Annotated in this window: 20 protein-coding genes; 9 read left to right on the plus strand and 11 right to left on the minus strand. The window is 73.6% G+C overall.

Features of this window, described 5'->3' with window-relative positions; all coding sequences use genetic code 11:
* The first annotated feature begins 121 nt into the window (after positions 1 to 121).
* On the plus strand, positions 122 to 814 hold the full coding sequence (locus ACIQ87_RS34415; RefSeq protein ID WP_402414710.1) for an alpha/beta fold hydrolase: 693 nt from the start codon (positions 122 to 124) through the stop codon (positions 812 to 814).
* Between the two features lie 48 nt (positions 815 to 862).
* Here ACIQ87_RS34415 and ACIQ87_RS34420 read toward each other — a convergent pair whose 3' ends face one another.
* Positions 863 to 2,311: a DUF2252 domain-containing protein gene (locus tag ACIQ87_RS34420; RefSeq protein ID WP_402414713.1), complete on the minus strand. Its 1,449-nt coding sequence runs from the start codon at positions 2,309 to 2,311 to the stop codon at positions 863 to 865.
* A 210-nt stretch (positions 2,312 to 2,521) separates the two neighbouring features.
* Between ACIQ87_RS34420 and ACIQ87_RS34425 the strand changes: the two genes are divergently transcribed.
* On the plus strand, positions 2,522 to 2,962 hold the full coding sequence (locus ACIQ87_RS34425) for a DUF2809 domain-containing protein (RefSeq protein ID WP_402414716.1): 441 nt from the start codon (positions 2,522 to 2,524) through the stop codon (positions 2,960 to 2,962).
* Between the two features lie 22 nt (positions 2,963 to 2,984).
* Here ACIQ87_RS34425 and ACIQ87_RS34430 read toward each other — a convergent pair whose 3' ends face one another.
* Positions 2,985 to 3,767 (minus strand): SGNH/GDSL hydrolase family protein, encoded by a 783-nt coding sequence (locus tag ACIQ87_RS34430; RefSeq protein ID WP_402414719.1) that lies wholly within the window; start codon positions 3,765 to 3,767, stop codon positions 2,985 to 2,987.
* 341 nt (positions 3,768 to 4,108) lie between these two features.
* Between ACIQ87_RS34430 and ddaH the strand changes: the two genes are divergently transcribed.
* Complete coding sequence (gene ddaH, locus ACIQ87_RS34435) at positions 4,109 to 4,936, plus strand: dimethylargininase (RefSeq protein ID WP_402414722.1); 828 nt, start codon at positions 4,109 to 4,111, stop codon at positions 4,934 to 4,936.
* Here ddaH and ACIQ87_RS34440 read toward each other — a convergent pair.
* From ACIQ87_RS34440 to ACIQ87_RS34460, 5 genes are all read right to left on the minus strand, one after another.
* Entirely contained in the window at positions 4,923 to 5,642 is a 720-nt protein-coding gene (locus ACIQ87_RS34440) for a lactate utilization protein C (RefSeq protein ID WP_402414724.1), read from the minus strand. The genes ddaH and ACIQ87_RS34440 overlap by 14 nt on opposite strands.
* Positions 5,639 to 7,033 carry a lactate utilization protein B gene (locus ACIQ87_RS34445; protein ID WP_402414882.1) on the minus strand — a complete coding sequence of 465 codons (1,395 nt, stop codon included), beginning with the start codon at positions 7,031 to 7,033 and terminating at the stop codon, positions 5,639 to 5,641. The genes ACIQ87_RS34440 and ACIQ87_RS34445 overlap by 4 nt, the downstream gene beginning before the upstream one ends.
* A 17-nt stretch (positions 7,034 to 7,050) precedes the next feature.
* Positions 7,051 to 7,812 carry a (Fe-S)-binding protein gene (locus tag ACIQ87_RS34450; protein ID WP_402414727.1) on the minus strand — a complete coding sequence of 254 codons (762 nt, stop codon included), beginning with the start codon at positions 7,810 to 7,812 and terminating at the stop codon, positions 7,051 to 7,053.
* A 202-nt stretch (positions 7,813 to 8,014) separates the two neighbouring features.
* Complete coding sequence (locus tag ACIQ87_RS34455; RefSeq protein WP_402414730.1) at positions 8,015 to 9,196, minus strand: globin domain-containing protein; 1,182 nt, start codon at positions 9,194 to 9,196, stop codon at positions 8,015 to 8,017.
* A gap of 73 nt (positions 9,197 to 9,269) precedes the next feature.
* Positions 9,270 to 9,740, minus strand: a complete 471-nt coding sequence (locus tag ACIQ87_RS34460; RefSeq protein ID WP_402414732.1) for an RrF2 family transcriptional regulator — start codon at positions 9,738 to 9,740, stop codon at positions 9,270 to 9,272.
* A gap of 288 nt (positions 9,741 to 10,028) precedes the next feature.
* Here ACIQ87_RS34460 and ACIQ87_RS34465 point away from each other — a divergent pair, with 288 nt between their 5' ends.
* The gene (locus ACIQ87_RS34465; protein ID WP_402414734.1) at positions 10,029 to 11,639 is read left to right on the plus strand and encodes a beta-propeller fold lactonase family protein; all 1,611 of its coding nucleotides are present in this window, start codon (positions 10,029 to 10,031) and stop codon (positions 11,637 to 11,639) included.
* 159 nt (positions 11,640 to 11,798) lie between these two features.
* Here ACIQ87_RS34465 and nagB read toward each other — a convergent pair whose 3' ends face one another.
* The gene (gene nagB / locus ACIQ87_RS34470) at positions 11,799 to 12,581 is read right to left on the minus strand and encodes a glucosamine-6-phosphate deaminase (RefSeq protein WP_402414737.1); all 783 of its coding nucleotides are present in this window, start codon (positions 12,579 to 12,581) and stop codon (positions 11,799 to 11,801) included.
* Between the two features lie 294 nt (positions 12,582 to 12,875).
* Positions 12,876 to 13,283 (minus strand): hypothetical protein, encoded by a 408-nt coding sequence (locus ACIQ87_RS34475; protein ID WP_402414740.1) that lies wholly within the window; start codon positions 13,281 to 13,283, stop codon positions 12,876 to 12,878.
* 265 nt (positions 13,284 to 13,548) lie between these two features.
* Here ACIQ87_RS34475 and ACIQ87_RS34480 point away from each other — a divergent pair, with 265 nt between their 5' ends.
* Positions 13,549 to 13,995, plus strand: coding sequence for a transglycosylase SLT domain-containing protein (locus ACIQ87_RS34480; RefSeq protein ID WP_402414743.1), 447 nt, complete (start codon positions 13,549 to 13,551; stop codon positions 13,993 to 13,995).
* A gap of 90 nt (positions 13,996 to 14,085) precedes the next feature.
* Entirely contained in the window at positions 14,086 to 15,186 is a 1,101-nt protein-coding gene (locus ACIQ87_RS34485; RefSeq protein ID WP_402414746.1) for a calcium:proton antiporter, read from the plus strand.
* A 371-nt stretch (positions 15,187 to 15,557) separates the two neighbouring features.
* On the opposite strand, the gene ACIQ87_RS34490 is transcribed toward ACIQ87_RS34485, so the two are convergent.
* Positions 15,558 to 17,504: a multicopper oxidase family protein gene (locus ACIQ87_RS34490; RefSeq protein WP_402414749.1), complete on the minus strand. Its 1,947-nt coding sequence runs from the start codon at positions 17,502 to 17,504 to the stop codon at positions 15,558 to 15,560.
* A 318-nt stretch (positions 17,505 to 17,822) separates the two neighbouring features.
* Positions 17,823 to 18,875: an LPXTG cell wall anchor domain-containing protein gene (locus ACIQ87_RS34495; protein WP_402414752.1), complete on the minus strand. Its 1,053-nt coding sequence runs from the start codon at positions 18,873 to 18,875 to the stop codon at positions 17,823 to 17,825.
* A gap of 433 nt (positions 18,876 to 19,308) precedes the next feature.
* Between ACIQ87_RS34495 and ACIQ87_RS34500 the strand changes: the two genes are divergently transcribed.
* The 3 genes from ACIQ87_RS34500 (at position 19,309) to ACIQ87_RS34510 (ending at position 22,276) form a co-directional block, all read left to right on the plus strand.
* Complete coding sequence (locus ACIQ87_RS34500) at positions 19,309 to 20,685, plus strand: geranylgeranyl reductase family protein (RefSeq protein WP_402414755.1); 1,377 nt, start codon at positions 19,309 to 19,311, stop codon at positions 20,683 to 20,685.
* A gap of 213 nt (positions 20,686 to 20,898) precedes the next feature.
* The gene (locus tag ACIQ87_RS34505) at positions 20,899 to 21,555 is read left to right on the plus strand and encodes a TNT domain-containing protein (RefSeq protein ID WP_402414757.1); all 657 of its coding nucleotides are present in this window, start codon (positions 20,899 to 20,901) and stop codon (positions 21,553 to 21,555) included.
* A 121-nt stretch (positions 21,556 to 21,676) separates the two neighbouring features.
* Positions 21,677 to 22,276: a GNAT family N-acetyltransferase gene (locus ACIQ87_RS34510; RefSeq protein WP_402414760.1), complete on the plus strand. Its 600-nt coding sequence runs from the start codon at positions 21,677 to 21,679 to the stop codon at positions 22,274 to 22,276.
* The last annotated feature ends 4 nt before the right edge of the window (positions 22,277 to 22,280 follow it).

Raw genomic sequence — 22,280 nt, forward strand, 5'->3', positions numbered from 1 at the left:
TCGGCACGCCAGGCTCAACGACCGGCACCCCACCGAGGTACCGGTCGCATCACCACATCATCCGAACTCGTTATGTGCGAAGGACGGGGCTAGCCGACGACCGGCACGTACCGTGGCGGGCATGACCGACGTACGGAACCGGACCGTGGACCTGCCCGGAGCGACGCTCGCCTACCGCGAGAGCGGACGGCCCGGCGGACCGCCGCTGGTACTGCTGCACGCCCTCGGCGAACGCGCCGCCGACTGGGACACCGTCCTGCCGGACCTCGCCCCCGCCCACCGCGTGTACGCGCTCGACCTGCGCGGCCACGGAGACAGCTCCCGCACCGCCTCCTACTCCCTGGAGGCGATGCGGGACGACGTGCGGGCCTTCCTCGACGCCCTCGGCCTCGCCCGGGTCGACCTGGTCGGCCACTCGATGGGCGGCGCCGTCGCCTACCTGCTCGCCCAGGCCGCGCCGGAGCGGATCGACCGGCTGGTCCTGGAGGACATCCCCGCGCTGTACCCGCGCCCGGCGAGCGCGCTGCCCGAGCACCCGGACCCGGACGTGCACTTCGACTGGGCGATGGTCAGGGCGGTCCGGGCCCAGCTCGACGACCCCGACCCGGCCTGGCGGGCGGGCCTGGCCCGGATCACCGCCCGCACCCTGGCGGTGGCCGGCGGCCCGGCCAGCCACATCCCGCAGGAACGGATCGCCGAACTCGCCCGGCTGATCCCGGACTGCCGCCTGGTCACCGTCGAGGCCGGGCACCTGGTGCACGCGGCCCGGCCGGCGGAGTTCGTCGCCGCGGTGGCGCCGTTCCTGGCCCGCTGAACCGCCGGGGCCGGGCCACTGAACCGCCGGGGCCGGGCCGGGCGCGGATCAGACGCCGTGCTCGACGGGCAGCCGCCCGTTGCGCACCGCCGTCAGCAGGTCCGCGTGGTCGGCCTCGGTGCGGTCCGCGTAGGCCACCGCGAAGGCGGCGACCGCCTCGTCCAGCGCCTCGCTCTTGCCGCAGTACCCGGCCAGCAGGCCCGGATCGACGGTGTGCGAGTGCGCCCGGGCCAGCAGGGCGCCGGTGATCCGGGCGTAGTCGTCCAGCTGCGACGGCTGCAGCGCGGCCGGGTCGACGCTGCCCTTGCGGTTGCGGAACTGCCGTACCTGGTAGGGGAGTCCGTCCACCGTCGTCCAGCCCAGCAGGGTGTCGCTGACCACCTGCATGTGCTTCTGGCCGAGCACCACCCGGCGGCCCTCGTGCCCGTCCGGTTCCGACCGCGCCCCGGCCGGCAGGTACGGCAGCAGCACGGACGGACGGGCCTCCTTCACCTGCAGCACCAGCGGCTGGTCGCGGTGGTCGGTGAGCAGCACCACGTACGAGCGGGTGCCCACACTGCCGGTGCCCACCACCCGGAACGCCACGTCCTGCACCCGGTAGCGGGACAGCAGCGTGCGCACCTCGGCCGGCACCGTCTCCACGTACGGGCCGAGCGCGTGCGCGACGGCGCGGGCGGTCGCGTCGGTCACCTCGGTGAGCACCGGGGGAGCGGCCGTGAAACGCCAACCGCCGTCCGCGGTCCGGGTGGTGCTGCGGGCGGCGAACCGCGCGCTGGTGTTGCCGAGCGCCTTCGCGCCGACCTTCCGCAGCACCTCGGCGAGGTCGTGCGCCTCGGCGAAGGTGACCAACTGCTCGTCCGCGACGGCGTTCCAGGCGTCCAGTCCGGGGAGCTTGGCGAGCGTGCGCACGGTCCGGCGGTAGGAGCCCGCCACGTGCTGGGCGGCCTCGCGCGCGGTGGCCTCGCTCGCCCCGGTCTCCCGGGCGGCCAGCACCAGGCTGGCGGCGAGCCGCTTGAGGTCCCACTCCCAGGGGCCGCGGACGGTCTCGTCGAAGTCGTTGATGTCCAGCACGATCTGGCCGCGCGCATCGCCGTACAGGCCGAAGTTCGCGGCGTGCGCGTCCCCGCAGAGCTGCGCGTCCACCCCGGTCACCGGGGTGCCCGCGAGGTCGGCGGCCATCAGCCCGGCCGAGCCGCGCAGGAAGGCGAACGGGGTCGCGGCCATCCGGCCGACCCGGATCGGTACCAGCCGGGCTATTCGGCCGGTGTTGGAGGCCTCCAGCGCGCTCACGGCCGTCGGCCGGTCGGGCGCGGGCGTGAACTCCGCGTGCCGCTCCCGGGGCACCCGCGTCCGCAGCTCCTTGCCGCGTTCCCGCGCCCGACCGTCCTGTGCCGAGGCGAACCCGGCCACCGCGAACCCGCGCCGGGTCCGCTCGTCCCGCTCCGCCGTCGGCCCCGACTGCGCCTCGGCCACCTCGGCCCCACCCACGTGCGCCACTTTCCCAGCCCGTCCCTTCCGGTCCTCACCCGCCCGCGACCTGCGCGGACGTTCGTTCGGGGGGATGGACGTACGGGGTGGCGCGGTGGTTCCGGGGGAGGGCGGTCCGCTTGCGGTGCGTGGGGGTGGTGCGGGGGCGGGTGCGGCGGGGAGGGTGAACGCTCCTGGGGGAGCGTTCGTTCGGGGGAGGGCGAGCCGCCGGGTAGCGTGGTGCGGGTGAACGATCTCGGGAGGAAGGGTCTTCGGGCGCACCGGCGTACGCGCCTGGCGGCGGGGTGCGCCGCCGTGCTGACGGTGGTGGCCGGGCTGGGCGTGCGGGCGGTGCTGGGCGGGGAGTTCGCCAAGTGCGCCGGGGACGCGCTCTACACCGTCCTGCTGTACGCCCTGCTGGTGCTGGCCGCGCCGAGGGTGCGCCCCGGCCGGGCCGCCCTGTCGGCCGCCGCGCTCAGCTGGGCCGTGGAGCTGTTCCAGCTCACCGGCCTGCCGGACGCCTGGGGGCGGCACAGCACACTGGCCCGGCTGGTGCTGGGCTCGACCTTCAACCCGCCGGACCTGCTCTGGTACCTGGTCGGCGCGGGTTGCGTGGGCCTGCTCCACCGGCTGCTGCGGACCTCCCGGGTCGCAGCGGCCGGTGGAGCGGGAGCCGCCTGAGCCGGACCGTTCTGACGTACCGTCAGAGCGGGAGGAGCTCCGGCCGCTTGGGCTCCAGGTGGTCGCCCGAGGACTCGCCGCGCAGGCGCCGGCCGACCCAGGGCAGCAGGTGCTCACGGGCCCACTGGATGTTCTCCCGCCGCTGGTCGGCGGGGCTGAGCACGCGGGCGTCCGGCCACGGGGCCTCCGGGTCCTGTTCGGTGCGCAGGCCCAGCGACCGGGCGGCCAGCAGGGCGACCCGCTGGTGGCCCTCGGGGGACAGGTGCAGGCGGTCCTCGCTCCACGCGTGGCGATCCTGCACCGCGCGCAGCGACCACAGGTCGGCCACCTTGCAGCCGTTGCGGTCGGCGACGGCGCGCATGTGCCCGTTGTAGGTGGCGATCTTGCCGCGCAGGTGCTTCAGCAGCGGCACGTCCTTGGTGTCGAAGCCGGTGCAGATCAGCACCGTCCCGGCGTTCTCGGCGAGTTGGACGACGGCGGCCTCGAAGCGTTCGGCGACCTCGTCCGGGTCGGCGCCCGGCCGGAGGATGTCGTTGCCGCCGGCGCAGAAGGTGACCAGGTCGGGCTGGAGGCGCCGCACCTGCGGCACCTGCTCGGCGGTGATCTGGTCCAGCAGCCGGCCGCGCACCGCGAGGTTGGCGTAGCGGAAGGCGCCCGGCGGGCGCCCGGCGGCGAGGAGCCCGGCGAGGCGGTCGGCCCACCCGGCGAACCTGCCGTCGACGCCGGGATCGTTCAGGCCCTCGGTGAAGCTGTCCCCGAGGGCGGCATACGAATCGAGGTCAAGGGTCTCCTGGAGATTCGGCATGAAGGAGATAGTTCACCCAATCAAGTGACCTACGCCACCGTAGGTGACCCCGGCGGCACGTGAGATGGGCCACGTGCACTCCTCGGCCCCTCTCCGCCGGGCACCCGGAGGTGGCTGCCGCCCGGCCACGGCGGCCGCCGCGGGATGCCCGCCGACGGGCCCCGCGGGCCCGGTGCGCCGGTGCCTGCGCCGGGTGCGCGGGGGCGTGCGACCGCTGGGGGCGCCCGCCCGGGTGTGCGAACGGTTCCGCCGGGGCAGCCGCCTTGGGAACGAAGGTGTTCGGCCCCGCGAACCCCGAACTCCGTGCGACGAACTCCCCGCGATCCAAGGATGGTTGAGCCATGCTCACGCAGACCCCGGAGCGCCACGCCCGGCCGCGGCGCTACCTGATGTGCCGGCCGACGCACTTCACCGTGGACTACGCGATCAACCCGTGGATGGACCCCTCCAAGCCCACCGACACCGCGCTCGCCCTGCGCCAGTGGGAGCGGCTCTACTGGACGTACCGCCGGCTCGGCCACACCGTCGAGCTGATCGACCCGGTGCCCGGCCTGCCCGACATGGTGTACGCCGCCAACGGTGCCACCGTGCTGGACGGCCGGGCCCTGGTCGCCACCTTCCGCCACCCGGAGCGGGCCGCCGAGTCGGAGGCCTACCAGGCCTGGTTCCGCGAGCGCGGCTACCGCGAGGTGCGCCGCGCCGGGCACGTCAACGAGGGCGAGGGCGACCACCTGGTGGTGGGCCGCCGGGTGCTCGCCGGGACGGGCTTCCGCACCTCTCGGGCCGCGCACGCCGAGGCCGGGGAGCTGTTCGGCGTCCCCGTGGTCAGCCTGACGCTGGTCGACCCGCGCTTCTACCACCTGGACACCGCACTGGCGGTGCTCGGCGACGACCACGTCATGTACTACCCGGAGGCCTTCGACACCGACAGCCGCTCGGTGCTGCGCGCGCTCTACCCGGACGCGATCCTCGCCGACCGCGCCGACGCCGAGGTGTTCGGGCTCAACGCGGTCTCGGACGGCCGCCGGGTGCTGCTGCCGGAGGCCGCCAAGAACCTGGCCGGCCGGCTGGCCGAGCACGGGTACCAGCCCGTCCCGGTGGACGTCTCGGAGCTGCTGAAGGGCGGTGGTGGGGCGAAGTGCTGCACCCTGGAACTCAGGCCGGAGTGAGGGCCCGCGCGGAGCCGGTTCCCGGTGCCGTGACCAGCAGCACCTCCAGGGTGCGCGGCCCGTGCACCCCCTCCACCCGGTCCAGCTCGATGTCGCTGGTGGCGGACGGCCCGGAGATCCAGGTCTGCGGCCGTACCGGATCGAGCCGCGGCAGCGCGAGCGGCACCGAGGCGACGACCTGCTCCGGCGCCCGCACCACGCAGACGTGGTGGTCCGGGACGAGCGAGAGCAGCCGCCGCCCCTGGCCGGGGCCCGCGTCCAGCACGATCGTCCCGGTCTCGGCGACGGCCAGCGCGCAGCCGGTCACCACGCTGTCCACCGCGTCCAGTCGGGCGGCGGTCAACGTCCCGTCGTCCGGCAGGAGTTCGATCCCCTCGGTCTCGGTCGCGGTGAGCCAGGCGGGCGGCAGCCCGGCCGGCACCACGACCGTCCGGCTGCCCCGCTCGACCAGCAATCCGGCGATCCTCCGGGGCAGTTCGTCCTCGGCGCAGCGGTGCACCAGGGCCCGGTAGTCGGCCAGGTTGCGGTGCAGCAGGTCGAGCAGCGCCGCCGGGTCGTCCGTCGGCACGTGCGCCGTCAGGTAGTCGCGGGGCAGCGGCTGTTCGGCGACGGCCGAGCTGTCGCCGAGCGCGGCCCGGATCCGGCCGAGGACCAACTCCCGGGAGCCGGAGGGCCGTTCGGGCGGGTTGCGGTCGGACGTGGTCATCTGCGGTTCCTCCGCCACCAGTCGCGGAACGGTTCGGCCGGCACCTCCGGCAGGTCCCGGGTGTCGCTCCAGGCCCGTCCGGGCCCGGGCAGCCGGCGCGGGTGCAGCCGCCGGGTGCGGCCGGCCAGCCGCTCGGCGGCGGTGAGCGCCGCCGGGTGGTCCAGCACGAACCCGGCGGCGGCCATCGCGGCCCGCTCCAGCGGGTGCCCGCCCTGCTCGGCGACCCGCTCGCGCAGGTGCACCAGCACCTCGGGGATGTCGATCGCCACCGGGCAGACCTCGTAGCAGGCCCCGCAGAGCGAGGAGGCGTACGGCAGCGAGGCGTCCACCGGGCTCGCGGTGCCGCGCAGTTGGGGCGTCAGGATGGCGCCGATCGGCCCCGGGTAGACCGAGCCGTAGGCGTGCCCGCCGGCCCGCTCGTACACCGGGCAGACGTTGAGGCAGGCCGAGCAGCGGATGCAGCGCAGCGCCTGGCGGCCGACCTGGTCGGCGAGCGCGGCGGTGCGGCCGTTGTCCAGCAGCACCAGGTGGAACTCGGACGGGCCGTCGTCCGCCGTCGTCCCGGTCCAGAGCGAGGTGTAGGGGTTCATCCGCTCGGCCGTGGAGGAGCGGGGGAGCAGCTGGAGGAAGACCTCCAGGTCCCGCCAGGTCGGCACGACCTTCTCGATCCCGACCACCGAGATCAGCGTGCGCGGCAGGGTGAGGCACATCCGGCCGTTGCCCTCGGACTCGACCACCACCAGGGTGCCGGTCTCGGCGACCATGAAGTTGGCGCCGGAGACGGCGACTTCGGCGCGCAGGAACTTCTCCCGCAGGTGCAGCCGGGCGGCCTCGGCGAGTTCCACGGGGGAGTCGGTGAGGCCCTCGGGCGCCGGGCGGCCCCAGGAGGCCATCCGGTCGGCGAAGATCTCCCGGATCTCGGCGCGGTTGCGGTGGATCGCCGGCACCAGGATGTGCGAGGGCCGGTCGTCGCCCAACTGCACGATCAGCTCGGCGAGATCGGTCTCGTAGGCGGTGATCCCCTCGGCCGCCAGCGCCTCGTTGAGCTCGATCTCCTGGGTGGCCATGGACTTGACCTTGACGACCTCGGTCCGACCGGTGGCCCTGACCAGCCCGGCGACGATCCGGTTGGCCTCCTCGGCGTCGGCGGCCCAGTGCACGGTGCCGCCGGCCGCCGTGACGGACTCCTCCAACCGCACCAGGTAGCGGTCGAGGTGGCGCAGCGTGTGGTCCTTGATCGCCTTCCCGGCGGCGCGCAGTTGCGCCCAGTCGGCGAGTTCGGCGACGGCCCGGGCCCGTTTGTCGCGGATGGTGTGGGTGGCGTGCCGCAGGTTGGCGCGCAGCCGCTCGTCCCGTACGGCGCCGGCGGCGGCCTGCGGGAAGGCGGGCATGCCGAGGAACGCGTGACTCACGACGGCCTCCAGGGGTGTTCCTCGGTGGCGGCCAGGATCTCCGCCAGGTGCAGCGGCCGCAGCGGCGCGCCCTGGCGGCGCAGGGTGCCGCCGAGGTGCAGCAGGCAGGAGTTGTCGGCGCCGCACAGCACGCGGGCGCCGGTGCCCAGCGCGTTGGCGATCTTGTCCTCGGCCATGGCGGCCGAGACCGCCGCGTTCTTGACCGCGAAGGTGCCGCCGAAGCCGCAGCACTCCTCCGCCCCGGGCAGCTCGACCAGTTCCAGGCCCCTGACGGCGCCCAGCAGCCGGCGCGGGCGCTCGCCGAGGCCGAGCAGGCGCAGGCCGTGGCAGGACGGGTGGTAGGTGACGGTGTGCGGGAAGTGCGCGCCGACGTCCTCGACACCGAGCACGTCGGTCAGGAACTCGGTCAGTTCGACCACCCGGGGCACCAGCGCGGTGGCCAGGTCGGCGAGTTCGGTGCCCCGGCCCTCGGCGGCGGCCCGGGCGCCGATCCGGGGGTAGTTGTCCCGGACCATCGCCACGCAGGAACCCGAGGGCGTCACCACGTGGTCGTACCCGGTGAAGGCCCTCGCCGTCCGGCGGAGCAGCGGCTCGCAGGCCCTGCGGTAGCCGGTGTTGTACTGCGGCTGCCCGCAACAGGTCTGCCCGGCGGGGAAGTCCACCGTCACGCCGAGCCGTTCCAGCAGCCGGACGGTGGCCACCGCCGTGGCGGGGAACAGCGCGTCGTTGACGCAGGTGGCGAACAGCGCGACCCGCATCCGGACTCCCTCCTGCCGAATTCCCGCCGAACCCCTGCCGAACTCCCGGCGGTCGCACGGTCGCACGGTCGCAATGACGTATGCGCGCACGGACGGTGCCGGAAGTCGAACGACACCGGGCCGCTCGTGATCGTACCGAGCGGACCGGTGCCGCGGTGGGACCTCAGGCGCCGAGCCGGAACTCAGGCCCGGGGGCCGGGACTCAGGCGCCGAGCCACAGGTCCGGGCCGAACACCTCGTAGTGGATGTCCGCCGCCGGGACGCCTGCGGTCAGCAGCTGCTCGCGGACGGCGCGCAGGAAGGGGAGCGGGCCGCAGAGGTAGGCGGTGGTGCCGGCCGGGACCTCGACGGTGGAGAGGTCCACCCGGCCGGTGCGCTCGGCCGGCCACTCGCCGAGCGGCTGCTCGTAGAAGACGTGCGAGGTGGCGTTCGGCAGCGCGGTGGTGAGCTGTGCCAGCTCGGCCCGGAAGGCGTGGCTCAGCTGGTCGCGGTCGCCGTGCACGGAGACGATCCGCCGGGTGGAGCCGGTGGTGGCCAGGTGGTCGAGCATGGCGGTCATCGGGGTGTTGCCGATGCCGGCGGAGGCGAGCAGCACCGGGCCGTCGCCGTCGGCCAGGGCGATGTCGCCCAGCGGGGGCGCCAGCTCGACGGAGTCGCCGGCCTTCAGGTGGTCGTGCAGGTGGCCGGAGACCTCGCCGCCGTCCTCGCGCTTGACGCTGAAGCGCAGCGCGCCGTCGGCGCCGCCGGAGAGGCTGTACTGGCGGATCTGGTGGGCGCCGTCGGCCAGTTCGGTGCGCACCGAGACGTACTGGCCGGGGCGGAAGGCGGGCACCGGGCGGCCGTCGGTCGGGCGGACCAGGTAGGTGGTGACGGCCTCGGTCTCCTGGACGCGGGCGACGACGGTGTAGGTGCGCCACAGGTCGGCCGGGTCGCCGCCGGCGGCGACCTCGGCGCGCAGCCGGTCCTCGATGGCGATCAGCGCGTTGGCCATCAGCCAGTAGACCTCGTCCCAGGCGGCGGCGACCTCGGGGGTGACGGCCTCGCCGAGCACCTCCACGATGGCGGCGAACAGGTGCTCGTGGACGATCTTGTACTGGTCGTTGCCGATGCCGACGGAGACGTGCTTGTGGGCGATGCGGGCGAGCATCGCGTCCGGCCGCTGGTCCGGGTTGGCGATCAGCGCGGTGGCGAAGGCGGCTATCGAGCCGGCCAGGGCCTCGCGCTGGCTGCCGTTGGCCTGGTTGCCCCGGTTGAAGAGGTCGCGCAGCAGCTCCGGGTGCGCGGCGAACATCCGGTCGTAGAAGCGCGGGGTGATGTCGCCGATGGCGGCGCCCACGACGGGCAGGGTGGCCTCGATGACCTCGGCGGACTTCGCGGACAGCATCAGACGGCTCCTTATTGGTATCTGAGATGCGTATTAAAGGCCGCAGGGTGGTACGCGGCCCCTGGTGGGCTGATCAGCCGGTGGGTCCGGCGGTCCCGGTGGGTGGGGTGGGTGCGGTGGTCAGGCTGAGCAGGACCGGACCGGTGGGGGAGGCCACCAGATCGGCGACGGAGAGGTGGTCGAGCGCCGCGAAGAACGCCTCCTGGGCGTTCCGCAGCGCCCCGCGCAGCCGGCACGCGGCCCGCAGCGGACACGGCGGGTCGTCCTCGCAGCCGACCACGTCGCCGACCCCCTCCAGCTCCCGCAGCAGCAGTCCGAGCGAACCGGTCCGCCCGGCGAAGGTGAGCATCAGCCCGCCGCCGCGACCGCGTCGGGCCTCCACCACCCCCAGGTGCTGGAGCCGGCTGACCACCTTCGCCGCGTGGGTGTACGGCACACCGACCGACTCGGCCACCTCGCGGGTGGTCGGGGTGTCGCCCTCGCCCAGGACGGCCAGTCGCATGGCGATCCGCAGGGCGATGTCGGTGCTCTTGGTCAGCCTCACGTTCGAAACGCTATCGAATGCGACTCTCCAACTCCAATTTTCTGCACGACTTCGATCGAGACCCTCGTCACGCGGGTTCGAGGAGTCACTCGGCGCCGGTACGAGGGGGCACCTGCGATCGAATCTGAACAGTTGGCGACATTAGTAGTCACTCCCTGACGGAATGTCAGGGCGGCTCTTACGCTTCCCCCCGGCTCCGAACGCCACCACATCCGCACCGTTCGTACCGCCGAGCAGCTGGAGAGACCCGTGAGAACAGCCCGCACACCCCGTCGTACCCGGACGGCCGTGGCCGCGATAACCGCGACCACGGCCGCGCTGCTGGCGCTGCCCGCGACGGCCGAGGCCGTCACGCCGCCGCCGAGTGTCGCCGCCCACGTGGCGGTGGCGCCGTACCCGGCGGGCGTCGCGCTGACGCCGGACGGCGGCCACGCCTACGTGACCAGCCAGAGCGGCGGCGCGGTGAGCGTGCTGGACACCGCGAGCAACACCGTGTCCGGGACCTTCACCGCGGGGACGGGCTCCTATGCCGTGGCCGTGTCGCCCGACGGGCACCGGGCCTACCTGACGCACCACCTGGACAACACCGTCAGCGTCGTGGACACCACCACCGACACCGTCACCGCGACCGTCCCGGTCGGCGCCCAGCCCTGGGGCCTCGCCCTCTCCCCGGACGGCACCCGCGCCTACGTGAGCAACGCCGGCGCCGGCACCGTGAGCGTGCTGGACACGTCGTCCGCCACCGTGACCGCGACCGTCCCGGTCGGCGCCGAACCGCACGGACTGGCCGTCTCCGCGGACGGCACCCGGCTGTACGTCGCCGCCTCCGGCGCCAAGGCGGTCACCGTGGTCGACACCGCGACCGGCACGGTGAGCGGGACCGTCCCGGTCGGCCACAGCGCCTTCGGCCTCGCGCTCAGCCCGGACGGCACCCGGCTGTGGGCCGCCGACGGCGACGACGCCACCGCCGCGGTGATCGACACCGCGGCCGGCACGGTCCTCGGCACCGTCGCGGTCGGGTCCGGCCCCTACGCCGTGGCCCTCTCCCCGGACGGCTCGGCGGCCTACGTCTCCAACTACGCCGACAACACCCTCAGCGTGGTGGACACCGCGAGCCGGACGGTCACCGCGACCGTCCCGGTGGGCGCGAGCCCGTACAGCCTGGCCCTGACCGCCGACGGGCGGCACGGCTACCTCGCCGACTTCACCGGCAACGCCGTCGACGTGGTGAACTTCCCGCTCCCGGTGCCGGACGTGACCGCGATCAGCCCGAACGGCGGCTCCGGGCTGGGCGGCACCACGGTGACCATCACCGGGACCGACCTGGCCGGCGCCACCGGCGTGACCTTCGGTGCGGCCGGCGCCGCCACCTCCTTCAGCTGCACCAAGGCCGGCTGCACCGCGACCGCCCCCGCCACCACCGTCACCGGGCCGGTGGACGTCCGGGTCACCGCGCCCGGCGGCACCAGCGCGGTCGTCGCCGCCGACCGCTTCACCTACACCGCCCCCGCCGCCCACCTGGGCGTCGCCCTCACCGCGACCCCGGTGACCGGGCTGCTCTCCAGCCGGGTCGACTACACCGTCACCCTCACCGGCCAGGGCCCCGACCCGGTGACCACGGCCACCGTCGCCGCCGACCTGCCCGCCGGGCTGAGCGCGACCTCCGGCGACTGCACGGTCACGGGCGGGAAGCTCGGTTGCGCGCTGACCGCGCCGCTGGCCAAGGGCGCGAGCACCACCCGGCACTTCTCGATCACGGTCGGCCTGTTCTCGCTGCTCCGCAGCTGGGACGTCACCGTGGCCCGCACCGCCGGGGTGCCCGCCGACCCGTCGCCCGCCACCAGCCGGGCCACCCGCAGCTGCAGCGCCGTCCTCGGTCTGCTGGTCACCTGCAAGTAGCGCCCGCCGACCGCGTACGGGCAGCCGCAGCGGGCCCCGCCGAAACCTTTCGGCGGGGCCCGCTGCGTCCCGGCCGTCACGGCGTCGGAACGCCCAGAGTCGTCAGAACGCCCAGAGTCGTCAGAACGCCCAGAGTCGTCGGAACGCTCAGAGGAACGCTCAGAGCTTCTGCCAGACCGGCTTGGCCGCGTAGGTGTCGCGGAAGTAGTCGGCGAGCTTGAGGCGGGAGGCGGCGGCCTCGTCCACCACCACGGTGGCGTGCGGGTGCAGCTGGAGCGCGGAGGCGGGGACGGCCGCGGACAGCGGGCCCTCGACGGAGAGCGCGACGGCCTCGGCCTTGGCCTCGCCGGTGGCCAGCAGGACCAGGTGGCGGGCCTCCAGGATGGTGCCGATGCCCTGGGTGATGACGTGGTGCGGGACCTGGTCGATGCTGTCGAAGAAGCGGGCGTTGTCCTCGCGGGTCTGCCGGGTGAGGGTCTTGATCCGGGTCCGGGAGGAGAGCGAGGAGCAGGGCTCGTTGAAGCCGATGTGGCCGTCCGTGCCGATGCCGAGCAGCTGGAGGTCGACGCCGCCGGCCTCGGCGAGCGCGCGGTCGTAGGCGGTGGCCGCCGCGGCGATGTCGGACGCGTTGCCGTCCGGGCCCAGGAAGGACTCCTCGGTCAGGCCGAGCGGCTCCACGACCTCGCGCAGCACCACCGAGCGGTAGGACTCCGGGTGGCCGGCGGGCAGGCCGACGTACTCGTCCAGCTGGCAGATGCGCGCCTTCCCGGCGTCCAGCCGGCCGTCGCGGACCCGCTCGGCCAGGGCCTGGTAGATCGGCAGTGGCGTCGAGCCGGTCGCCACGCCGAGCAGGGCCTCGGGCTTGTCGGTCAGCAGATCGGTGATCGCCGCGGCGATGAGTTCGCCGGCCGCACGGGCGTCAGGGACGATCACGATTTCCATACTGGGTCCACCGTTCTGAGGCGAGTCTGAGGTCTAGACCTCCAAGGTCTAGACCAGTTTGCCGTGTGGGGGTGCCCCAGGTCCACCCGGGTCCGGTCTCGGGTGATCTTCCGACTGCCGCGCCTTCTGCCTGGTGGGAACGGTGGGGGCCGGCCGGCCGGGAGGGGAGGTCCCGGCCGACCGGCCCCGGTGGCCCTGCTGTTCACTGCTTCCCGCTCCCGGGTCGTCCGGACGGCTGCCCGGTCGTACGGACGGCGTGGGGGTGGCGGGTGCGGTGCCTCGGCGGCCCCGCGGTCAGAACGGGTTGGTACAGGTGGTGGTCTGCTTGGTGACGTCCAGCGCGGGGCCGGCGGTCGCGCAGATCACGCGCGGGGCGGTCGCGGTGACCCGCGGGGTGACCGCCTTGGCGGAGCCGAACTGCACGGTGGTCGCGGTGGCGATCGTCTCCCACGGGCTGCCCCAGGCGGACTGGGTGCGGATGTCCACCCGAACCATCGTCAACTGACCCGGGTCCGCGCTGACCTGGGCGACGCCCACGATGCCCTCGCCGTCGGCCTGGTGCGAGACGCAGGGCCGGTTGAGCACCGAGGCGCAGACCGCGGCGTCGGTTCCGGTCGTGGTGGTGGCGGCTATCGCCGGAGCCGCGGCCAGGGCGGTGATCCCTGCCGCTGCCATTGCCACAGCTGCGATCCGAGCGCGCATGATGCGAACCTCCTTGGAAATTAAGGGAATCTCACTCCTTGAGATGAGTCTTGCATACATCATGGACGTCGCGCGTGTGCGTTGCATCACACTCATGGTGACCGTTCAACTACATCCTGCAACCATTCGGCATTCGTTCAGCACATGGACAACTCCCGTCCTGACGGGCGATCAGTTCGTGAGCGCCCTCACCCGTCCGGGTGGCGGGTTCGCCTTCGGGGCGAATGGGACGGATGCCATCGAGCCGATCCCACGGAGGTGCCGGGTGGACACGGTCATCGTGCAACTTCCCGCCCCGGAGCCCGAGATGGCGGCGCGGCGCTGTCCCGAGCCGGAGGTCACCCCGGTGCTGCCGGCCGCCGTGCTGAAGGCCGAGAGCGGCTTCGACCCGAACGCCGCCCGCCCGGAGACCGGCGAGTACGGCATCGCGATGTGGACGCCCTCGGTCTTCGAGGCCTGGGGCAAGGCCGGCACCCACGCCGGCCCGAAGTCGTACGGGGACCCGGGCGACGCGATCGCCGCGATGGGCAAGTACGCCTGCCGGCTCGACCAGCAGATGAAGGGCCACGGTCTCACCCGCGACCTGCCCGCCCTGGTCGCGGCGGCGTGCCGGACCAGCGACAAGACCGTGGCCGCCGCCGGGGCGGTCCCCGAACGGCTTCGGCACCATGTCGACAAGGTGCTTCAGTATCTTCATGACTACGGTGGGTGAGCGACAAAACGGGATGAGTTATGCCACATCCATACGTATCCCGGCGCGGGCACCCGGGTGACGGGCCTCCGGTCTGGGATCCTCGGCGGCATGATCACGAAGCTCCGTGCCGTTGCCGCGCAATGGACCGTCGTCATTCCGGTGGTGTCGTTCCTCGTCCTTGTCCTGACCTGGCACGAGGAGCTGCCCGGCTGGGTGGTGGCGGTGGTCGCCTGCTTCCTGGTGGGCGCCGTGCTGTCCGCCGTGCACCACGCCGAGGTCATCGCGCACTGGTCGGGGGAGCCCTTCGGATCGCTCGTCCTGGCGGTGGCGGTCACCGTGATCGAGGTCGCGCTGATCGTGACGCTGATGGCCGACGGCGGGGACAAGTCCTCCACCCTGGCCAGGGACACCGTCTTCGCCGCCGTGATGATCACCTGCAACGGCATCCTGGGACTGTCCATCCTGGTCGCCGCCGTCAAGTACCGGACCGCCGTCTTCAACGCCGAGGGCACCGGCGCCGCGCTCGCCTGCATCGCCACCCTCGCGACCCTCAGCCTCGTCCTGCCGACCTTCACCACCAGCTCGCCCGGCCCGCAGTTCTCGACCACCCAGCTCACCTTCGCGGCCACCGCCTCGCTGGTGGTCTACGGGCTGTTCGTCGCCACCCAGACCGTCCGGCACCGGGACTACTTCCTGCCCGTCACCCCCGAGGGCCGGGTGCTGGACGAGGAGGAGCACGCCTTCCCGCCCACCATCCGGGCCGCCGGCATCAGCCTGCTGATGCTGGCCGTCGCCCTGGTGTCGGTGGTGGGCCTGGCCAAGGGCGTGTCGCCGACCATCGAGAAGGCGGTGGACGACGCCGGCCTCCCGCACGCCGTGGTCGGCGTGGTGATCGCCATGATGGTGCTGCTGCCGGAGACCATCGCGGCGCTGCGCGCGGCCGTCCGCAACCGGGTGCAGACCAGCCTCAACCTCGCCCTCGGTTCGGCGCTCGCCAGCATCGGTCTGACCATCCCGGCGGTCGCGATCGCCTCCAGTTGGCTCTCCGGCCCGCTCGTCCTCGGCCTCGGCCCGGCGCACATGGTGCTGCTGACCCTGACGATCGTGCTGCTCACCCTCACCGTCATCCCGCGCCGGGCGACTCCGCTCCAGGGCGCGGTGCACCTGGCGGTGCTGGCGGGGTACGTGGTGCTGGCGTTGAACCCGTGAGGGCCCGCCGGCCGTAGTCGTGTTCGGAAGCCCCTGGTCGTCCCCCGTGCGGCCAGGGGCTTCCGGCGTTCCCGGGGCCGGGCCGGGCGCGGTCCGGTCGGGTGGGGTCGGTGGGGCCGGTGGGGCTCGTGGTGAACCAGGGGAGGGGCGGCGGCCGTGTTTCCGGGTGAGGGCCCGGCCCGCCCCCGGGGCCGGGCCCCTCGTCGAACCCGGTGCGACCGCCGGTGAACCCCCGAGGGGGTGCGCACCGTGGAACGGCAGGGAGCCCCTGGTCCCGTAGCTGCTCGCGGGCCAGGGGCTCAGTGGCGCCGGGGCCCCCGGTCACGGCGCGTCGCCCGTCCGCAGCGGCTGCTCGTGGCCGCGGCGGCGGGTCAAGTCGAGGTGACGCGGTACGGCCGCATCATCTCGTTGTCCTCGTGGTCGAGCATGTGGCAGTGCCACACGTACCGGCCCGCTTGGCCGAAGGTCATCTTGATGCGGGTGACGGCGCGCGGATACGCGATCACCGTGTCCTTGAAGCCGTTCTCCCAGGGCTCCGGCGGTCTGGCGTCGTGTCCGGCCTCCTGCCGGTCGACGATCTGGAACTGGACCTCGTGGACGTGGATCGGGTGGGCGTCCTTCGTGGCGTTGTGGATCTCCCAGATCTCGGTGGTTCCCAGTGCCGGGTTCTCCGTGACGGGATCGCCCCAGCCCGCGGGGACCGGGGTGCCGCGCTCGTCCAGAGTGGCGAGCATCACCGCACGCGGTCCGGTGCCCGGCAGGACCGCGGAGTCCTCCTCGACCAGGCCGACGAGTCGGGTGCGGGTGGCCGGGCCCAGGGGGGCGAGCGGGGGGAGGGTGAGGTGTTCGGGAGGCACGCTCGTGTCGGGCGAGGCGAGCGGTCGCACCGTGAACTTCATGACCTGTCCGGTGGTCGAGGGATCGGCCGGCGTGAAGTCCGTGCCCGCCGAGCCGCCGCCGAACGCCCTGTCGGGGCCCTCGTTGATGAGGTACAGCTCGGTGCCGACCGGAACCGACGTGAAGTCGACGACGACGTCGGCCCGTTCCGCCGGGGCGACGAGCAGTTCGTCGCGCCGTACCGGTGCGGGCAGGAAGCCGCCCTCCGAACCGATCTGCCAGAAGGGCAGCGCCGGGGGCACCGGCCGCGCGGCGAGCGGGTCGGTGACGATCTTCAGGATCAGGAAGCGCGCGTTGCAGCCGTTGAGCAACCGGAGGCGGTAACGGCGCGGCTCGACCGGAAGAACGGGCCAGGTCGAGCCGTTCGTCACCATCGTGTCGCCCATGAACTCCGGAACCCAGATCGGCGAGATGTCGCTGCCCGGGACGTACGGTCCCTCGAACCCGTCGAAGAACGCGCGGCTCGACGGGTAGAAGAGGCTGCCGTCACCGTTGAACGATCGGTCCTGGATGACGACCGGGATCTCGTAGTAGCGCTTCCCCGGTGGGTCGCCGGGGCCGGGAGCCGGTCCCGGGAGCACGCCTTGCGGGAGGTCGGCGGGGCCGCCGCGCAGGAGGTAGAAGCCGGCCAGTCCGGCGTAGACGTTCAGCCGGGTGATTCCGAGCGCGTGGTCGTGGAACCAGAAGGTGGCCGCTCGGTCGCGGTTGGCGTACTGGAACACCGCGCTGCCCGGGCTCCAGCGCGCGCCGAACTCCTCCGCGAACTTCTCCCTGAACTCCTCGTAGAAGGACCCCACGCGCGCGTACTCCCCGGGGGTGTCGGACGCCTGCGGCAGGTACCACGCCTCGGGGTAGCCGTCGCTCTCCTCGGCGTTGTGCCCGCCGTGCAGGTGGGTCACGAGGGGAACCGGGCCCGGGTAGGGGCCGGGCGTCGACGTGAAGGTGGGCCGCGAGTCACGTCCGGCGATTCCGCCCGGCGGGTTGGCCCAGTGGAGCGTGGGGTCCACGGGCAGCAGGTGCGGCAGGTGGTGTCCGCGGCGGTCGACCAGTTGGTTGACCCACTCGACGCGCACGGCCCGGTCGAAGTCGGCCTCGATGGTGAAGGCCGGGGAGTGGAACGTGCCCGGATGCCGGGTCGACCCGTATCCCCACACGGTCGTGGCCGGTGATCCGGGGGGAAGGATCTGCTGTCGGAACTGTCGGACACCGATCGTGTAGTGATCGAGGGGCCTCCTCCCGTCCTGGGCGACCCTGGGCATGACCGGGGGGATGGTGAGTTCGGTGACGTACTTGTCGATGGTCGTCGGATCGAGGCTGCGTCCCATGGCTGCCGCCATGGCGCGCGACGAGGCGAGCCAGGCCGGGAGGAGCATGGTTCCGCCGGCGATCGCGGCCTTGAGAACGTGCCGTCTAGTGGCCATTCGGATCCTTCGGGAGAGCGCCGGCACCGGGTGCGGTCCAAGACGCCACATGGTTCCGGGGACCAGCGGTGCGCACGCCCGTGAGGAATCCGGACCACTCGATCGACCGGTGCGAACACCCGACGGGCTCAGCGAAGAGCGGGCCGGTCCCGTCGCCGCCGACCCCGCGGTCGAGTCCCGTGCCGCGTCAGGCCCCCGAGGAGTGCGCTCCGTGGAACGGCAGGGAGCCCCTGGTCCGCGGCTGTCCGCGGGCCAGGGGCTCAGTGGCGCCGCGGCTCGGTCGCGGCGCGTCGCCCGGGAGGCCCCGGGCGGGTCAGCTCAGGAGCTGGTGCGGCGACGGCGGGCGTAGACCACGGCGCCCGCACCGCCCAGCAGCAGCACGGTGCCGGCGCCCGCGTAGAGCAGGGTGCCGTCGCTACCGGTGGTGGCCAGCTTCTTGCCGTCCGTGGCGGCGCCGGGGATCGGGGTGGGCACGCTGACCTTGTCCGGCTTGATCAGCGGCTGCTCCGGGTTGACCGGGGTCTCGGTGGACGGCTTGTGCACCGGCACGGTGCCGGTCGGCGTGCTCGACGGAGCCGGGCTCGGGGCACCGCTGGGCGCGGTCGTGGGCTCCTCGGTGGGCTCCCCGGTCGCCGGGGTGGTGGCCGGGGTGGTGGCCGCCGGGCTGGTCGGGGTGGTGGTCGGCGGCAGCGGCTTCGGGGTGGTGCTCGGGGTCTCGGCGGGCTTCGTGCTCGCGCTCGCGCTCGGCGAGGCCGAGGCCGAGGCCGGCGGGGTGGTCGGGGCCGGGGTCGTGGCGGGCGTCGTCGCCGGCGTGGACGGGCTCTGCGAGGGAACAGTGGTCGGGCCGGTCGACGGCGTCTTCACCGGGGTCGGCGTCACGGTCGGCGAGGGCTTGCCGGTCGGCGTCGGGCTCTGGCCGCCGCAGTCGACCTTGAAGACCTTGTGCTTGGGCTTGTTGAGCTCGGCGTTCTCCGGCAGCTGACCGTTCACCAGCTCGACCGACTGCCAGTAGAGCTTGTAGTGGCCGTCCGGCAGGTGGATGTCCTCGGTCCGCACGTGCCCGTGCGGGTCGACCGGGATGTCCCCGTACGCGGCGAGGGTCTCGCCCTTGGGGCCGACGGTGGCGATCGCCCAGATCACGTCCTGGTTGGCGTCGAAGCCGAAGGAGTCCAGGTAGAAGGTGCAGACCTTGGGCTCGTTGCGCACGTCCTCCTGTCCGGTGGCGGCGTCGTGGATCTTGACGGTGCCGTTGTTGCCGGGGGCGCCGCCCTTGCCGCCCGCGGCGGCGTACGCGGCGGGGGCGAGCAGCATGAGCGCGGCGGCGGTCGGGACGGCCACCAGGGAGCGCGCGGCGGTGGAGCGGAGGTGCATCAGGGTTCCATCGGGTACGGCCGGGCCGGGACGGGCCCGCGCGGTGGGAGAGAGCCTCCGTCGCCGTTCGGCGGGGAGCCGGTGCCGTGCGACGGGAGGGGCACAACAGTCCCCGCAGCGGGAAACGTGACGCAAGGGAGGTTTGGCCGAAATGCATCGCTAACGGCGATTGGTCCGACTAGTTCATTACAACGATCTGATTACCTGGTTGTGATCATTTCACCGGTGTCAGAGCCGGTCGAGCGGTCAACCCCGGGCCCCGGCCCGGCGGGTGAACCCGCGAGCCCGCGGTGGCCGGTATTGACCGGTCCGGGGCGGCGGCCTGCGTGTCGGGGCGGCGGGCGGGTGCCGGGGTTCTCTATCGTCCGTCCGGAACCGCCCAGTCCGAGGACCTTGTCGTGTGAACAGCCGATCCGACCCGTGGGAGAGTGCGATGCCCGGCCCAGAGCAGACCGTCCGGCCCGAGGAGACCGTCGAGGGCGAGCAGGCCGTCAGGGGCGAGGACGGGGACGAGGACGCCGTCCGGGGCGGCGAGGGGGCCGGCGCCCCCGCGGAGAGCGCCGACGTCATCGTGGTCGGCGCCGGGCCGGCCGGCTCCACCGCCGCCGCCCACCTCGCCCGGGCCGGACTGGGCGTCCTGCTGCTGGAGAAGTCCGCCTTCCCGCGCGAGAAGGTCTGCGGCGACGGCCTCACCCCGCGCGCCGTCAAGCAGTTGACCGACCTCGGCATCGACGTCTCCGAGGAGGCCGGCTGGCTGCACAACCGGGGCCTGCGGCTGATCGCCGGGCACCGCTCGCTGGAGTTCGACTGGCCCGAGCTCTCCGCCTATCCCGGGTACGGACTGGTCCGCCGCCGCGCCGACTTCGACGAACTGCTCGCCCGCAAGGCCGCCGCGGCCGGTGCCCGGGTGATCGAACGCGCCAATGTGACGGGCCCGTTGCTGGACGAGCGGACCGGCCGGATCACCGGCGTCACCGCCAAACTGGGGGAGGAGCGCCGGACGGCCGCCTACCGGGCCCCGATCGTCGTCGCCGCCGACGGCAACTCCACCCGGCTGTCGGTGGCGATGCGGCGCTACCGCCGCACCGACCGCGCGATGGGCGTCGCCTACCGGACGTACTTCACCACCCCGCGCCACGACGACCGCTACCTGGAGGCCTGGCTCGACCTGCGCGACCCCAACGACCCGGCCCGGCGTCTGCTGCCGGGCTACGCCTGGGTGTTCGGCATGGGCGACGGCACCGCCAACGTCGGCCTCGGCGTCCTCGACACCGCCAGGACCGAGGTGGACTGGCGGGAGCTGCTGCGCCGCTGGTGCGACGGCCTGCCCCCGGAGTACGGCTACACCCCCGACGCGGTCACCGAGCCGATCCGCGGCGCCGCCCTGCCGATGGGCCTCAACCGGCAGCCGCACTACGCCGACGGCCTGCTGCTGGTCGGCGACGCGGGCGGCACGGTCAGCCCGGGCACCGGCGAGGGCATCGCGTACGCGATGGAGTCCGGCCGCTTCGCCGCCGAGACCATCGTCCAGGCCCTCGCCCGCCGCACCGACCGCGGCCGCGATCTCGCCCTGCGCGCCTACCCCCAGGCGCTGCGCTCCGCCTACGCGGGCTACTTCGCGCTCGGCCGCGTGGCCGCCGACCTGCTGGGCCGGCGGAAGCTGCTCGGCGCGGCCGGAGCCGCCGGGCTCGGCCACCCGGCGCTGCTGAAGGTGGCGTTCCGGCTGATGGTCAACCTGACCGAGCCCAATTCCAAGGACGCCCTGGACCGGCTGCTCCACCTGCTCGGCAAGGTCGCCCCGGGGCGGTGATCCGGCGGCACCGGGACCGCCCATCCTCGCGGACGGGCGGTCCCGGTGTCCCGGCTTCGGCCGAATCCGCAGAGTCGAACGCGCAATTGTTCTGATCATGTTGACGAATGATCAGATGATCCGATTGCCTGGTGTCGAACCAGCCACGCAGGGTGAGCACAACGCCCCTCCGTGGCTCCTTTCTCGACCGCTGACCCGTTCGACGGAGACACCGTGCGCCTTCGCCTTCGCCTGCTCGTCGCGCCGCTCGCCGCGGCCGCCGCCCTCACCGCCGTGAGCACCCCCGCCGCCGTCGCGGCCCCCGCGGCCACCCCATCCGACCAGTGCTCCGCGGCCTTCCGCCACGACGACGCCCGCCTCGGCCCCGCCGACCTCCCGACCACCGGACCGGTCGGCCGCCAGCTCGCCGGCTACCAGCGCACCGGCGGCGCCGGCGAGCAGGACTTCCTGGCCGAGTACTACGACCCGGCCGGCAACGGCGGCAAGGGCGGCTGGATATACCCGCCGGCCGACGGCTACGCCACCCTGCCCGACGGCAGCCCGATCGAGTTCGACCTCACGCTCCACCCGAACCAGAACATCGACCGCTACGGCAGCGAGTACGGCGCCTACCTCGCCCCCGAGGGCCTGCCCTACGCCAACCGGGCGCTCCCGCCGCAGAGCCTGGACGGCAACCCGCCGGCCGCCTGCAACTACCACGACTACAAGGTCGTCAAGGCCTTCACCGTGCACGCGGGCCCGATCGCGCCCTGGTTCAACCAGCCCGGCTGGGGCCTGCAGTACCAGCTCGACGGCACCCTGCTGCCCGGCGGCCCGGCCAAGCTGAACGTGCTCTGGCTGGTGGAGAACGGCTACCTGGCCCGGATCTGACCCCGCCCCGCCCGCCCCGCCCGCCCGGCGGCGCCCGGTGGCCGACCGGACGCCGCCGCGCCCGCCCGGGCGCCGGGAAATTCGTTGGCGGGCCCGGGAGACGTGGGGATAGGAAGACGGGATGACCATCAGCGATCCGGACACCGACCGCCGCGTCTTCCGCCCCACCGTCCTCGACCTCGGCGACGCCCTGCTGCGCCCGTGGGGGCCCGACCTCGACGTGCCCGGCGGCATCGGGCCCGCCCTGACCGCCGCCGCGGCGGACCCGGCCGTCGCCCGCTGGAGCCCGCTCAGCGCCACCGGCCAGGTCGTCGTCGAGACCTACCTCGCCCGTTGCGAACAGTACTGGGCCGACGGCACCGCGGCCCCCTTCGCCATCGTCGACGCCGCCGACGGCAGCCTCTGCGGCAACGCCTACCTGGGGTGGACCAACCGGGACGACGGAGTGGCCATGATCGGCTACTGGCTGCTCGCCGCCGCCCGCGGCCGGGGCCTGGCCAGCCGGGCCACCACCGCCGTCACCCGCTGGGCGGTGGAGCACGCCGGCGTCCGCCGCATCGAGCTGTACCACGCCGTCGCCAACGAGGACTCCTGCCGGGTCGCGGTGCGGGCCGGCTTCCCGTACGAGGGCACCCTGCGCGGCTCCTACACCTACGACGGGGGCGTCTACGTGGACGAGCACCTGCACGCCCGGCTGGCCTCCGACCCGTTCACGGACTGAGGGC

The sequence above is a fragment of the Kitasatospora sp. NPDC096204 genome (genome assembly GCF_044763205.1).
In the GTDB taxonomy this organism is placed as follows: Bacteria; Actinomycetota; Actinomycetes; order Streptomycetales; family Streptomycetaceae; genus Kitasatospora.

Bases quoted from the DNA above. Each gene is read 5' to 3' on its own strand.
- ACIQ87_RS34415 (WP_402414710.1), top strand. From the start codon at position 122: ATGACCGACGTACGGAACCGGACCGTGGACCTGCCCGGAGCGACGCTC.
- ACIQ87_RS34430 (WP_402414719.1), bottom strand. From the start codon at position 3,767: ATGCCGAATCTCCAGGAGACCCTTGACCTCGATTCGTATGCCGCCCTC.
- ddaH (WP_402414722.1), top strand. From the start codon at position 4,109: ATGCTCACGCAGACCCCGGAGCGCCACGCCCGGCCGCGGCGCTACCTG.
- ACIQ87_RS34440 (WP_402414724.1), bottom strand. From the start codon at position 5,642: ATGACCACGTCCGACCGCAACCCGCCCGAACGGCCCTCCGGCTCCCGG.
- ACIQ87_RS34445 (WP_402414882.1), bottom strand. From the start codon at position 7,033: ATGCCCGCCTTCCCGCAGGCCGCCGCCGGCGCCGTACGGGACGAGCGG.
- ACIQ87_RS34450 (WP_402414727.1), bottom strand. From the start codon at position 7,812: ATGCGGGTCGCGCTGTTCGCCACCTGCGTCAACGACGCGCTGTTCCCC.
- ACIQ87_RS34455 (WP_402414730.1), bottom strand. From the start codon at position 9,196: ATGCTGTCCGCGAAGTCCGCCGAGGTCATCGAGGCCACCCTGCCCGTC.
- nagB (WP_402414737.1), bottom strand. From the start codon at position 12,581: ATGGAAATCGTGATCGTCCCTGACGCCCGTGCGGCCGGCGAACTCATC.
- ACIQ87_RS34475 (WP_402414740.1), bottom strand. From the start codon at position 13,283: ATGCGCGCTCGGATCGCAGCTGTGGCAATGGCAGCGGCAGGGATCACC.
- ACIQ87_RS34485 (WP_402414746.1), top strand. From the start codon at position 14,086: ATGATCACGAAGCTCCGTGCCGTTGCCGCGCAATGGACCGTCGTCATT.
- ACIQ87_RS34490 (WP_402414749.1), bottom strand. From the start codon at position 17,504: ATGGCCACTAGACGGCACGTTCTCAAGGCCGCGATCGCCGGCGGAACC.
- ACIQ87_RS34495 (WP_402414752.1), bottom strand. From the start codon at position 18,875: ATGCACCTCCGCTCCACCGCCGCGCGCTCCCTGGTGGCCGTCCCGACC.
- ACIQ87_RS34500 (WP_402414755.1), top strand. From the start codon at position 19,309: ATGCCCGGCCCAGAGCAGACCGTCCGGCCCGAGGAGACCGTCGAGGGC.
- ACIQ87_RS34510 (WP_402414760.1), top strand. From the start codon at position 21,677: ATGACCATCAGCGATCCGGACACCGACCGCCGCGTCTTCCGCCCCACC.